The sequence below is a fragment of the Phytohabitans sp. LJ34 genome (assembly GCF_052068095.1).
Classification (GTDB): Bacteria; Actinomycetota; Actinomycetes; order Mycobacteriales; family Micromonosporaceae; genus Phytohabitans.
Window position 1 is genome coordinate 44977 of the sequence record NZ_JBQHDG010000009.1, and the last position, 11765, is coordinate 56741.

The following is an 11765-nucleotide window of genomic DNA, read 5'->3' on the forward strand; positions in this document are numbered from 1 at the left end:
GCGTTGGGCGGTACCACCGTTGAGAGGTCGTTGATAGGGGCCGTACGGCCAGGCCAAGCCTACTGACGCAGGGACAGCTTGAGTCTCGGCTCGATCCCGAGATCTCGGCACCTACGCGCCCACGCTTCGATCTTCTGCTTGAGGATGATCGACCCGGATGCAGAAATTCCGGTAGGGAGCTTCTTCAGCTTGAAGCCGAGCCAAAGGCAATAAGTTTTGAACTCCTGATTCAGCTTCTTCAGGTTGGAATTGGTTCGAATGATCTCAAGGACATTGTTGGCCTGGTCGCAGACGTAGCCGAGATTCTGTGCGGTGCCGAACTTGACAGCGTAAACTGTCGCGCCTTTGTGTAGGTCCCACGCCTCGATGGGTGTTGACATCTTTGTCTTAATCTTGGAGAAGTCCTTATCTGCCACCACATAACCAAGACCTTTGGCGGCTTCTGAAGTGTTGAAATCCCCTTCTTCCATGCTGATGATGCGAAACTCCGGTTCGGTGGCCTCGACCGGAATGGCGTCCAGGTATTCATTTAGCTGATCGATGTAGTCTTCGTTGAAGCGAACCCAGCGGCCTTGAGAGAGCATGACATTCTCGCCCGCGACAATAAAATCAAGCGCCTCTCGAAGCGGTTTCCAGTAGGATTTCTGGCCCTCGTTGTCTATGCGCACGCGGATGTCGAGCACTTCGTCGGGTTTAATATCCTCGGATGCGATGTACTCACGCAGCAGCGTAATATCCAGCTCCGCGTCTCCGAGCGCTTTCTGCTTGTGGCCGCGGCACGAAAGGGTATAGCGTTCATTGCCGGAGAAGACGAAGTCGACGCCGATAATATCGTGGCCCGAGTGTGTAAACTCGGTGGTGTCGCCGTCGCCGGTGATCGCGGTTACCAACCCTTGGTCGTAAGCGTTGACCTGTTCTTCGTCTGCGATGACCGTGGTGCGCGGAAGCTTAAATCTTGGCTCCTTACCAAGAAGGGCCACAATCTTGTCGAGCAACGCGCCGATGTCTGTCTTCGTGATGGGGGCGTTGAGTAGTACCGAGGAGCCAAATTTTCCCGATTGGCCGAACGATTCTCTGGTGCCGAGCTCTATGGCTGCCCGCAAGTAGTCAACCGACTCGCCGCTCTCGATGTTGAGCGGCGTGTTGCTCGTATAGCTCTTGATTTCCTTTTTCTTCTTGCCGGCGAACTTCTTGGAAGCGGTTTGTTTGATGTCGTTCTCGTCGGCGATTCGCTTGGCCATCTCAATGCCAAAGTCGTGATCACAGAGCGGTCTGACGTAGAAGTGACTCTTGCCGTATGTGAGAACAAAGTAGCGGTCTTCTTTGTGGAATACGTAGGCCGCAAAATAGATGAGATTGCGGAAGGTGCCCTTGCCGAAGAACTCCGCGTATTCCTCAACCCACGGGATGGGATTTGGCTCTTCGTCCTTCGAAAAGTAAAAGGCGGTTTTCCAGCCACTTTGCTCGCCTTCGTTTACGGTCATGAGGCCGACGGAGGCAAACTTTTCTTCAAGTCGGGGCACATTCGATAATGGGACCGAAAATATATTGAGTTTCACCTCTATGCCCCTCCTCTTCGGGCTACCTGGCCTGCGACTCCCTCTCGACCGAACGTGCGTTGATTACGTGCAGTAACGGTACGACTACAGGCTTAGGGCGTCAAGGCTCAAGATTTACCGATCGCGACATGTACCGTACAACGAGGTATCAGCCGGTATACATGGCCCGTTTGGCGTGATCGTCATCCAACTGGAGCCGCTATCACGTGGACGATTAGTCGCCGCTCACGGCCGGGTGGCCTGAGGAGACATGCATAGACGAGACGATAGTTGGGGATTTGGCTGCCTCGGCGCTTGGCGAGAGACGAGACCTGTGGCTCCGCTGTTTGACGCCGGCGGTCGTCTCAGCGTTACTCGTCCGCGCCGAGGCGCTGAGCGTCTGCCTCAAGGGCAGACGCCACATCGCGATCGAAGGACCAGCCGAGAACGATAGCCAGTGAAACAAATGACACCACTAGAGCAGATGCAGAGTCGGCGGCGATCCCGCGAACCATCTTGTCGTCGGGCAGGGTGGTGTGAATGCCTTGGCTACCGTCGTCTTCCGTCCTGGTGTGTAGGGCGATTGCTAGCTCGTCGCCCTGCGCGACTTCTTCTGTGAACCGCAAGGTGTTGGCACTCTCACAGTAGAACTCTGTGCTCGTTATGTCTGGTACGGAGTCTGGAATGGCGATCCCTCGCTTTGTTGCGGCCCTGCGATACTCGGCGATCCTCCCACCCACGAGTTGTGCAACGTTCTCATCGGTGGGGTAGAGGGCAATTTGTCGCTCCAGCGCATCGAGCTTGAGCCGGATGGCCACTCCAATAGGATTCGGATCGTTGGCAATAGTTTGGAGCCGGCACGTCCCAGTGATGAGATTGCGGAGCAGGACGAGTGTTTCAGCAAGGCTATTGCGGCGGAGCAGGACCTCGATCGCCTCGAAGACCGAGAGCTGTACTGCCGAAAGACCGAAGACGTTCAGCAACAGGGGCGGTATCCCAGACGTTTGACCGTGCGCTGCGACCGTTTTCGCGAAGGAGGTTGCACGCTGCATGAGGTCGAATGCCTCCGACGTTGGCAACGTCGGCGGTGTCTTCGTGACCTCTATGACAGTATCGAGGCGTATGGGGCTGCCTGTCTCAGCCCGTCCTCGGACCTCAAAGGCTTGTCCGGTGAAGGTATACGAGGGGGCACAATAGACCCGGAATTTCTCCTCAAACGAGAGCGAGAACTTGTCGCCGTCCCGCGTCATGGTTTTGACGTTTGAGTTCCACTTGAGGTAGGGGTACTCTTCGCCTGCGGGCGCAGGATCGGCGCCATCGCCAATGAACTGTCCACGAATCATTTTGCGCAGCGATTGGACGTCGCGCGGTGGGCGATCGTAGAGGTCGGGCTGACCGGCCTGGTCGATACCCACGAGCCGCAACATGGTTCGTCGCACGTAACCGAAGGTGATCTCGGTGGTCGCGAGCGCATACTCATATACCTTGTTCATTTCCATGAACCCATGCTCAACGCCATCGCTCGCGTTTCGCGCTCGGTTATATGCGGCGACGTTGCCGTCGAAGATTATCTCTCGGCGCGCCCAAACCTCTAGCCTATGTGGCCACTTTGAGCTGTCGCTCGTGTCGATTGCCTGACTCTCGGCGAGTGCTTCCTCATCGATGCCGGCGTCCTGGCATCGGCGTCGGATTACGGCCTTGGTTAGGTTCTCGACAGCCATGTAGAGGTGGGCCAGGGCGAGCCACTCGCCACCGAAATACCAGTACCGGAGCGCCAGGCTGTATTGATGAAGGGCTCGCGAGATCCGTGCGCCATCTGGGGCAGTGTCCATGCCGACGAAGACGGCCGTGATCTCGTCAGTCCTGACGAGGCGTCCTTCGCCTGGGTGGCCGCGCTCATCAGGAACGAACACCTCAAGGAAGTCGCGATGGGTGACTCCGTCTGACGCGTCGTAGGCCAGGTGAGTTTCAGGAATACCTACCTGCGTATTGGCCGTGAAGGCGAGCAGCGCGGCAAGGTAGCGAGCCACGGCCGCGAAGGTCGAGGACGCCTGGTCAAGAGACGGTGCCGGACCTCGAGCCTCGATCCACAGTTCCCGCGGGAGCGGCGCCTCGTGACCCGCGTTAACCCAACGCGTTCGCAGCCGGAAGCGGACCGTGCCTTGGGAGCCTGGCACGGACGGGAGGAAGAACTCGCTACCTTCCTCGGGCCTGAACCGGGCGCCAGACCGCGCTCGGAGCACGACGACGTAGGTACGTTGCGGTGCTTGGGAAGCGTCGCCTTCGGGTTCATCGGCCATAGCAGGTAATGCTGCCGGAGGCGGTCATCTGCTGCGAGGCTATTTGAGTGTCGGTCGGTACGAGTCGACCAGGTTGCCGAGGACCTCGCGGCTCCGAGTTGACGGAGCCAAGCGGCGGGCCTGCAACAGCAAGTTGGCGACCACGAGCGTCGGGTCGGGCCGGTCTACGTCGACGTCCATGTGACGCCGCAGCCAGACGGCGACCTCGGTCCACGAGTAGAACTTGGTGTCGCGGCCGGGGTTGAGCGGCGGCGGGAAGTCGCCCGGCCCGTACCGCCCGATGGACCAGAGCCGCACGAGTTCGCGGGACCGCTCGATGCGTTCGGCGATATGCGCCAGGGTGACCCAGTCGTTGTCGCAAACCCGGACTGGTTGGAGATCGAGTGCCTCCAAGTCATGGACGGCCGAGACGACGGCTTCAGCCAGGCTGAGGGCGGCGCGTTGTACGGTAACCTCGTGGTGGCCGGGCGCGAGGAAGATGTCGCCGTGCCGGTCAGCCACCTGCGCGGCGTCTGCTCGGTCGGGCAGGCGGTCGACGATGAGCGCGAACCGATGAAGCTCCATCACGTCTCCTGCTCGGGCCCAGCGCGAGGCGGCCACCCGTAAGGCAGAGCAGCTGGGCGCGGAGATCGTCGACACGTACGTCGAGCCAGGCCGGACGGCCACCACGGTCGACAAGCGACCGGTATTCCAGGAGATGCTGGCTCGCATCCGGCGCGAGCAAGACGTGGACTTTGTCATTGTCTACCATTTCAACCGCATCTTTCGGAACAGCATCGACGCGGCAATTACCAAGCGTGAACTGGGTCGCTATGGCGTGCGGGTCGTGTCAACGGTGCTCGACATGGGCGAGTCGCCGGAAAGCGCGATGGTCGAGACGATTATTCACGCGGTCGACCAGTACCAGTCCGAGGCCAACGGGGCAGACATTCGCTACAAGATGGGCCAGAAGGCGAAGGCCGGTGGCACGGTTTCTCGCGCCAAGCTCGGCTACCTGAATGTCCGCGACCACGTGGACGGACGGGAGATTCGGGCCGTGGCCGTCGACGCGGAACGCGGGCCGCTTATCACGCGCGGCTTCGCGCTGTACGCCACGGGCCAGTACAGCGCGCGGCAGGTGCTCGACCAGCTGACGGCGGCGGGCCTCCGCACCCGTGGAGACAAGCGCACCTCACCGAAGCCGCTGTCGATCAGTCAGTTCTGGACGATTCTGGCTGACCGCTACTACCTCGGGGTCATCGGGCACGACGGGGAGGAGTACCCCGGCAGGCACGAACCACTCGTAACGTCAGAGGTGTTCGAGCGGGTGCAGCGGGTGCTGGCGCTCCACGGAGGCGGCGGCACTCGCCAGCGGACCCACAATCACTACCTCAAGGGCACGTTGTGGTGTGGTCGCTGCGGACGGCGGTTCATCATCATGCGCGGCAAGGGCAACGGCGGCATCTACTTCTACTTCCTGTGCCGAGGCCGCCAAGAGCACGGCTGCGACCAGCCCTATCTGCGTGTGGAGGCGGTGGAGGCGGCGGTCGCGCGGCACTACGCCACGGTGCGGCTGGGCGATGAGTTCCGCGAGCGCGTACGCCGGGAGTTGGACGACGCGCTACTGGCTGACCTGGGCAGCCTGGCGGCGCTGAAGAAGCGCCTCAAGGTTCGCCTGAGCGAGCTCGACGCCAAGGAGGACCAGTACCTGGAACTGGTGGGATCTCCGGGCTGGCCGAGGGACAAGATCCGCAAGAAGCTCGAAACGATCCGGGCCGAGCACGACCAGGTGCAGGCACAGCTGGCCGACGCCTCCAGCCGGTTGGAAGCCGGGCGTGAGGTGTTCCTGGCAGCGTTGGCGCTGGTAGGTGACCCGAAGACCTTCTACGACCAGGGCGGGACCAGCCTCAAGCGGGCGATGAACAAGATCGTCTTTGCCAAGCTGTTCGTCGACGGCGAGGAGATCTCGCGCCACGAGCTGGCCCAGCCGGTACGGGATCTCGTGGAAGCGCAACAGCTGACCTTCCAACGACGGACGGACCCGTACGGAGGCCCGAACACCAACAGCCCCGCCGACGAGGGCGAGGCTGCGTGGTCTGATCTGACCGGAGCGGACCTGCTTGCCATGGTTCTGGCAGGCCATGGTTCAAGTAGAACCGATTTGGTGGGCGATACTGGGTTTGAACCAGTGACCTCTTCCGTGTCAAGGAAGCGCGCTCCCACTGCGCCAATCGCCCGTATGTGGTGCGAGGTGGAGACGGGATTTGAACCCGTGTACACGGCTTTGCAGGCCGTTGCCTCGCCTCTCGGCCACTCCACCGAGGTGACCCCCGACGTCTTGTCGTGGCCTCACTCCGAGCGGACGACGGGACTCGAACCCGCGACCCTCACCTTGGCAAGGTGATGCGCTACCAACTGCGCTACGTCCGCACTACCAGCCGGGATGTTTCCCGGCGACGGATCAGAACTTTAGCCCAGTCGCGAAGCAACTGCCAACTCGGTTCACACCCGGCGCGTCGCGTGAAGGGGGCTTGATCAGGGCCGGTGGCGGGCCACGGCGTAGCGGAAGGCGTTCACCAGGCGGTATCCGCCGTCAGCGGTGCGGTACCCGCCGGCGGCGGCAAGGACGGCGGGCGCGCGGGCGGCCATGGTGGCCTGGTCTTCGCCGAGCAGGACGCCGCGGACCAGCGTGTCGTCGTCGGCGGCGTGCCAGGGCAGTGGCACCAGGCCGGCGGAGACCACCTCCAGGCCGCCCTCGGCGAACAGCCGCTCGAGGCCGCCGGGCTGGCGTAGCTCGCCGTCCGGGAGGGGGTCTTCGCCGGCGGCGCGGGCTACCGCCTTCTCGATCACGTCTAGGTCGTTTTGGGCAGCTTCGGCCCAGTTTGCGATCGCGACATGGCCGGCGAGGGTGGTGACCCGTGCCATCTCGGCCAGGGCGTCCAGGGTGTCTTCGGCGAACTGGAGCGCGTTGACCGAGACCGCCAGGTCGAAGTGGGCGTCCGGCCAGGGAAGGGGCTCCGCTGAGCCGAGGCGGATGTCGGCCTCGGGGAGGCGGGCGCGGGCCTGCTCGACCATGCCGGGCGCCGGGTCGATGCCCGCCGCGGTCAGGCCGAGGCCGGCGGCGAAGGCGAGGAGGTCGCCGGAGCCGCAGCCGACGTCGAGCACCCGGGTGCCCGGCCTGGCGCCGCTCGCGTCCAGGATCGCCCGCCAGACCGGCTGGGCGTAGCCGCCCCACAGCTCGGCCCAGCCCTCGGCGACGGCTGACCAGCGGTCGGGGTCTGCTCCATCCATGGCCGCCAGCCTGCCAGGGACCGCCGACAAATCCACATAGACTTCGATAGATTTCGATATTACGCTCGGCCTCCGGAGGTGGTTCCCGATGATCCGGATCGTGCGGGCCGGGCTGAGCTTGGCCGTAACGCTGGTGGGTGTGGTGGTGATCGCCCAGCCGTCCGCGCGGGCGGCGACCTGGGAGACGCTGATCAACGGGTCGTCGTTCGCCGACCGCAACGCGCTCATGGCGGAGTGGCACTTCCGCTATCCCTGGGGCTCCGACCACAACGGGAGCGCACGGATGTATGCGAGCGCCACCGACACCAACCACGTCTACCTCTCGCCGAGCGGGCAGCTCAACATCAAGGCCACGCGCATCAACTGGGACGAGGGCACCAGCTCCGCCGACCCGCACCTGCCGATCCGCTACCACTCGGGCGCGATTCACGCCAAGGACCAGGTGCTGGTCAACGACCAGTTTCCCAACTACGAGGTGCGGGGCGAGTTTCAGGCGCCTTCGACGCGTGGCACCTGGCCGGCGTTCTGGCTGACCGGCGCCAACAGCTGGCCGCCGGAGAGCGACATCCTCGAGTACAAGGGGGACGCCCGCAACTGGTTCAACACCTACGACGGGGCGTGGGACAACACGATCGTCGGCGTGTCCAACCCGGGTGGCTGGCACGAGTACCGGGTGTGGATTGCCAAGGTCAACGCCACCGACGTGGACATCCACTACTACCTCGACGGGCAGTGGAAGGGGCAGCACCGCGGCTCCAACTTCGTCGGCAAGCCGATGTGGCTGATCATCAACCTCCAGATGGAGGGCTCGTCCGGCTCGCCGGGGCCCACCGCCGACACCTTCTATCGCGCCCGCAACGTGTACATGGGTCGCACGCGCAACTGACGGCTTCCCCGGGAGGGCAGTCGCCCATATGATTGCACTGTGAGTGCAAAAACATGGGACGCTCTCGTCAAGGAGCTGCTGGCCCGCCACCCCGTCGACGGCGACCGGCTCGCGTTTCTCCGCGCCCGCTTCGACGCGGGGCTCGCCTGGGTGCACTTTCCGGTCGGACTCGGTGGCCTCGACGCGCCGCGCGCGCTCCAGGCGGCGGTCGACGCCGAGCTCGCCGCGGCGGGCGCGCCGGACAACGACCCGGGCCGAAACGGCGTCGGGCTCGGCATGGCCGCGCCGACCATCCTGCGCCACGGCACCGACGCGCAGCGGCGTCGCTTCCTCCGTCCACTCTGGACCGGCGAGGAGGTGTGGTGCCAGCTCTTCAGCGAGCCGGGCGCCGGATCCGATCTCGCCGCCGTCGCCACCCGCGCCGTCCGCGACGGCGACACGTGGGTGGTGACCGGGCAGAAGGTCTGGACCTCGCTCGCACACAAGGCGCGGTGGGGCATCCTGCTGGCGCGCTCCGACCCGGACGCGCCCAAGCACGGCGGTCTGACGTATTTCGTCTGCGACATGACCGCACCCGGCGTCGAGGTGCGGCCGCTCCGGCAGATCACCGGTGAGGCCGAGTTCAACGAGGTCTTCCTGACCGGCGTGCGGCTCCCGGACGACCTGCGGCTCGGCGCGCCCGGCGAGGGCTGGGAGGTCGCGCGTACCACGTTGATGAACGAGCGCGTCGCGATCGGCGGCACCCCGCTGCCCCGCGAAGGCGGCCCGATCGAGCCGCTCGTGCGGACCTGGCGGGAGCGGCCCGACGTGCGTACGCCGGGGCGGCTCGACGAGCTGATGCGGCTCTGGGTGCGGGCCGAGGCGGCCCGGCTGACCGCCGCGCGGCTGCGCCAGCAGCTGGCCGCGGGGGAGCCCGGCCCGGAGGGTTCGGCGGTCAAGCTCACGCACGCCACCCTCGCCCAGCGGATCACCGGCTTCGAGCTGGAGGTGCTGGGCGAGGAGGGGCTGCGGCACGACGACTGGACGCTGCGCCGGCCCGAGCGCACCGACGTGGCCGACCGGGCGCCCACCCACCGATACCTGCGGGCCAAGGGCAACTCGATCGAAGGCGGCACGTCCGAGATCCTGCGCGGCATCATCGCCGAGCGGGTGTTGGGGCTGCCGCGATGACCACACCGGACCTGCTCTACGACGACACCGAAACAGACCTCCGGGACAGCCTCCGCGCTCTGCTGTCTACGGAGGAGCAAGGTGGCGCCAAGCTGTGGCGGACGCTCGCCGGCGAGATGGGGCTGGCCGGGCTGCTGGTGCCCGAGGAGCTCGGCGGCGCCGGTGCCGAGCACCGGGTCGCCGCGCTCGTGCTGGAGGAGCTGGGGCGGGCGGTCGCGCCGGTGCCATATCTGGGCAGCGCCGTCGTCGCGACGACCGCCCTGCTCGCCTGCGGCGCCACCGACCTGCTCCGGCTGCTCGCCGAGGGCGAGGTGGTCGCCGCGCTGGCCGTGCCGTTCTCCCGGTCGCCATATGACGACCCCGTCCCCCAGCCCGGCACCATCACCAGCGTCGCCGACGCACTGTCCGCGGAAATCCTCCTGGTGCCGGCGAGCGACGGGCTCTGGGCGGTCGACGCGCGGGCGTCCGGCGTCACCCGTACACCGGTGGTATCGCTCGACACCACGCGCCAGCTCTGCGACATCACGCTGGCCGGGGCGCCCCGGCAGCGGATCGCCGACGCCGGCACCGGTGCGGCCGCCGTGCGCGCGGCGCTCACGACCGGGGCCGCCTTGCTCGCCTCCGAACAGCTCGGCGTCGCGTCGTGGTGCCTGGAGACCACCGTCGGGTACGTGAAGGAGCGGCGCCAGTTCGGCCGCGCGGTCGGCTCGTTCCAGGCGGTCAAGCACCGGCTCGCGGACGTGTGGGTGGACGTCACCCAGGCCAGGGCGGTCGCCCGGTACGCGGCCGCCCGCGCCGGCGAGGCGGGTGGCGAGGCCGAGGTCGCCGCCGCCCTCGCCCAGGCGCACTGCGCTCCGGTCGCCGTGCACGCCGCCGAGGAGTGCGTGCAGCTGCACGGCGGGATCGGCTTCACGTGGGAGTACCCGGCACACCTGTACCTGAAGCGGGCCAAGGCGTCGGCGATCGCCTTCGGCACGCCGGACCGGCACCGCGCCGCCCTCGGGCAGCTGGTCGACCTGCTGCCCGCGTAACGAGCGCGTAACAGGGGATTGGACGACTCGATCCAAGAACCTACACTCCTGGTGTAATAACCCGGCGAGGTGAGCATGGCCCTGGCGTTGCACGGCATCACCGCCCGGTTCGGCGGCCTGGTCGCGCTCGACGACGTGTCGATGCGCGTGCCGCCCGGCCGGATCGTCGGTGTGATCGGGCCAAACGGCGCCGGCAAGACGACGCTGTTCAACGTCGTGTGCGGGTTCGTGACGCCGTCCGCCGGCTCGCTGACACTCGACGGCGCGCCGCTGCGGCCCAAGCCACACCGGCTCACCGCGCTGGGCATCGCCCGCACCCTTCAGGGCGTCGGGCTGTTCGACGGCCTGACCGTGCTGGAAAACGTGATGGCGGGGGCGAGCCACACGGCACAGGCTGGCTTCGTCCCGGCGCTGCTCGGGCTCCCCGGCAGTGACCGGGACGAGCGCCGCCTCCGCGACCTGGCGATGGAGTGCCTCACCGAGGTGGGTGCGGCCGAGCACGCCGCCGCGGCGCCGGCGACCCTGCCGTACGCGGTGCGCAAGCGAGTCGCCCTCGCCCGCGCGCTCGCCGCCCGGCCCCGACTGCTGCTGCTCGACGAGCCGGCCGGCGGCCTGAGCGCCGAGGAGGTCCAGGAGCTCGGCCGGTTCATCAAAGACCGGAAAATCGCGGTCGTCCTCGTGGAGCACCACATGGATCTGGTGATGGCGGTCTGCGACGAGATCGTCGTGCTCGACTTCGGCCGCGTGGTGGCCGCCGGCACGCCGGACGAGATCCGCGACAACCCGGCCGTCGCCGAGGCCTACCTGGGCGCCGAGGTGACCACAGTGGACGCGGAGACACCGGCATGACCGGCGCGTCCATCTTGGAGGTCCACGGGCTTGTCGCCGGGTACGGCGCCGCGCCCGTGCTGAAGGAGGTCGACCTCACCGTCCCGAGGGGCGCCATCACCGCGGTGCTGGGCGCCAACGGCGCCGGGAAGACCACGCTGCTGCGCACCCTCTCGGGTCTCCTCAAGCCCACCGCGGGCCGGATCGTCTTCGACGGCGCCGACCTGCGTGGGGCGAAGGTGGAGCAGCTCGTGCGGCGCGGGCTCGCGCACGTGCCGCAGGGCCGGGGTGTCGTGGCCGAGCTGACCGTGGAGGAAAACCTGCGGCTGGGCGGCCTATGGCGACGCGACGCCGCGGGGCTCCGGCGCGACATCGCCGAGGCGTACGAGACGTTTCCCGCGCTGGCCGGCCGCCGAAAGCACAGTGGACACCAGCTCTCCGGTGGCGAACGCCAGATGCTCGCGCTGGCGAGGGCACTCGTCGGCCGGCCCCGGCTGCTGCTGCTCGACGAGCCGTCACTGGGTCTCGCGCCGAGGGTCACCGCACAGATCATGGCGCTGCTGCGGCGGCTGCGCGACACCAGCGGCCTCACCGTCCTGCTGGTCGAGCAGAACGTGCGCGGCGCTCTCTCGGTGGCCGACGGCGGCGTGGTCATGTCCCTTGGCCGCGTCGCCGTCGCCGCCAGCGCCGAGCGGCTGCGCGACGACACCGCGCTGCGCCACGCGTACCTGGGATTCTGAAG

General features: G+C 66.3%; 10 protein-coding genes, 3 tRNA genes and 1 pseudogene. 6 read left to right on the top strand and 8 right to left on the bottom strand.

All coding sequences use genetic code 11. From position 1 onward, the window contains the following. Nucleotides 1-59 precede the first annotated feature (59 nt). From ACTMTJ_RS17615 to ACTMTJ_RS17625, 3 genes are all read right to left on the bottom strand, one after another. Nucleotides 60-1523 carry a DUF6119 family protein gene (locus ACTMTJ_RS17615; protein WP_441217809.1) on the bottom strand — a complete coding sequence of 488 codons (1464 nt, stop codon included), beginning with the start codon at nt 1521-1523 and terminating at the stop codon, nt 60-62. Between the two features lie 386 nt (nt 1524-1909). Further along, entirely contained in the window at nt 1910-3568 is a 1659-nt protein-coding gene (locus ACTMTJ_RS17620) for a hypothetical protein (protein WP_441217811.1), read from the bottom strand. A 309-nt stretch (nt 3569-3877) separates the two neighbouring features. Then, nucleotides 3878-4402 (bottom strand): hypothetical protein, encoded by a 525-nt coding sequence (locus ACTMTJ_RS17625; protein ID WP_441217813.1) that lies wholly within the window; start codon nt 4400-4402, stop codon nt 3878-3880. On the opposite strand from ACTMTJ_RS17625, the pseudogene ACTMTJ_RS17630 reads away from it, so the two are divergent. After that, nucleotides 4401-5363 (top strand): annotated as a pseudogene (locus tag ACTMTJ_RS17630) (recombinase family protein); the annotation flags it as partial. The gene ACTMTJ_RS17625 and the pseudogene ACTMTJ_RS17630 sit on opposite strands and share 2 nt — an antisense overlap. A gap of 75 nt (nt 5364-5438) precedes the next feature. Here the strand turns inward: ACTMTJ_RS17630 and ACTMTJ_RS17635 are convergent. The 5 genes from ACTMTJ_RS17635 to ACTMTJ_RS17655 all read right to left on the bottom strand — a co-directional run bounded on the left by ACTMTJ_RS17635 (nt 5439) and on the right by ACTMTJ_RS17655 (nt 7108). Next, a complete protein-coding gene (locus tag ACTMTJ_RS17635) occupies nt 5439-5960 on the bottom strand; it encodes a hypothetical protein (RefSeq protein WP_441217815.1) in 522 nt (173 codons plus the stop codon). Between the two features lie 19 nt (nt 5961-5979). Next, nucleotides 5980-6054: transfer RNA gene (locus ACTMTJ_RS17640), tRNA-Val, on the bottom strand. 12 nt (nt 6055-6066) lie between these two features. Then, nucleotides 6067-6137 (bottom strand) — tRNA-Cys (locus ACTMTJ_RS17645). A gap of 37 nt (nt 6138-6174) precedes the next feature. After that, nucleotides 6175-6247, bottom strand: a tRNA-Gly gene (locus ACTMTJ_RS17650). Nucleotides 6248-6352: 105 nt separating this feature from the next. Further along, nucleotides 6353-7108 carry a class I SAM-dependent methyltransferase gene (locus ACTMTJ_RS17655; RefSeq protein ID WP_441217817.1) on the bottom strand — a complete coding sequence of 252 codons (756 nt, stop codon included), beginning with the start codon at nt 7106-7108 and terminating at the stop codon, nt 6353-6355. Nucleotides 7109-7196: 88 nt separating this feature from the next. On the opposite strand from ACTMTJ_RS17655, the gene ACTMTJ_RS17660 reads away from it, so the two are divergent. From ACTMTJ_RS17660 to ACTMTJ_RS17680, 5 genes are all read left to right on the top strand, one after another. Next, nucleotides 7197-7994 (top strand): glycoside hydrolase family 16 protein, encoded by a 798-nt coding sequence (locus ACTMTJ_RS17660; protein ID WP_441217819.1) that lies wholly within the window; start codon nt 7197-7199, stop codon nt 7992-7994. Between the two features lie 39 nt (nt 7995-8033). Then, nucleotides 8034-9164 carry an acyl-CoA dehydrogenase family protein gene (locus ACTMTJ_RS17665; protein WP_441217821.1) on the top strand — a complete coding sequence of 377 codons (1131 nt, stop codon included), beginning with the start codon at nt 8034-8036 and terminating at the stop codon, nt 9162-9164. After that, the gene (locus ACTMTJ_RS17670; RefSeq protein ID WP_441217823.1) at nt 9161-10195 is read left to right on the top strand and encodes an acyl-CoA dehydrogenase family protein; all 1035 of its coding nucleotides are present in this window, start codon (nt 9161-9163) and stop codon (nt 10193-10195) included. The genes ACTMTJ_RS17665 and ACTMTJ_RS17670 overlap by 4 nt, the downstream gene beginning before the upstream one ends. 75 nt (nt 10196-10270) lie before the next feature. Continuing rightward, a complete protein-coding gene (locus ACTMTJ_RS17675; protein WP_441218230.1) occupies nt 10271-11044 on the top strand; it encodes an ABC transporter ATP-binding protein in 774 nt (257 codons plus the stop codon). Then, the gene (locus tag ACTMTJ_RS17680; protein ID WP_441217825.1) at nt 11041-11763 is read left to right on the top strand and encodes an ABC transporter ATP-binding protein; all 723 of its coding nucleotides are present in this window, start codon (nt 11041-11043) and stop codon (nt 11761-11763) included. The genes ACTMTJ_RS17675 and ACTMTJ_RS17680 overlap by 4 nt, the downstream gene beginning before the upstream one ends. The last annotated feature ends 2 nt before the right edge of the window (nt 11764-11765 follow it).

Coding starts and splice junctions, on each gene's coding strand:
- ACTMTJ_RS17635 (WP_441217815.1), bottom strand. CDS start 5,960: ATGGCCTGCCAGAACCATGGCAAGCAGGTCCGCTCCGGTCAGATCAGA.
- ACTMTJ_RS17660 (WP_441217819.1), top strand. CDS start 7,197: ATGATCCGGATCGTGCGGGCCGGGCTGAGCTTGGCCGTAACGCTGGTG.
- ACTMTJ_RS17655 (WP_441217817.1), bottom strand. CDS start 7,108: ATGGATGGAGCAGACCCCGACCGCTGGTCAGCCGTCGCCGAGGGCTGG.
- ACTMTJ_RS17675 (WP_441218230.1), top strand. CDS start 10,271: ATGGCCCTGGCGTTGCACGGCATCACCGCCCGGTTCGGCGGCCTGGTC.
- ACTMTJ_RS17625 (WP_441217813.1), bottom strand. CDS start 4,402: ATGGAGCTTCATCGGTTCGCGCTCATCGTCGACCGCCTGCCCGACCGA.
- ACTMTJ_RS17670 (WP_441217823.1), top strand. CDS start 9,161: ATGACCACACCGGACCTGCTCTACGACGACACCGAAACAGACCTCCGG.
- ACTMTJ_RS17680 (WP_441217825.1), top strand. CDS start 11,041: ATGACCGGCGCGTCCATCTTGGAGGTCCACGGGCTTGTCGCCGGGTAC.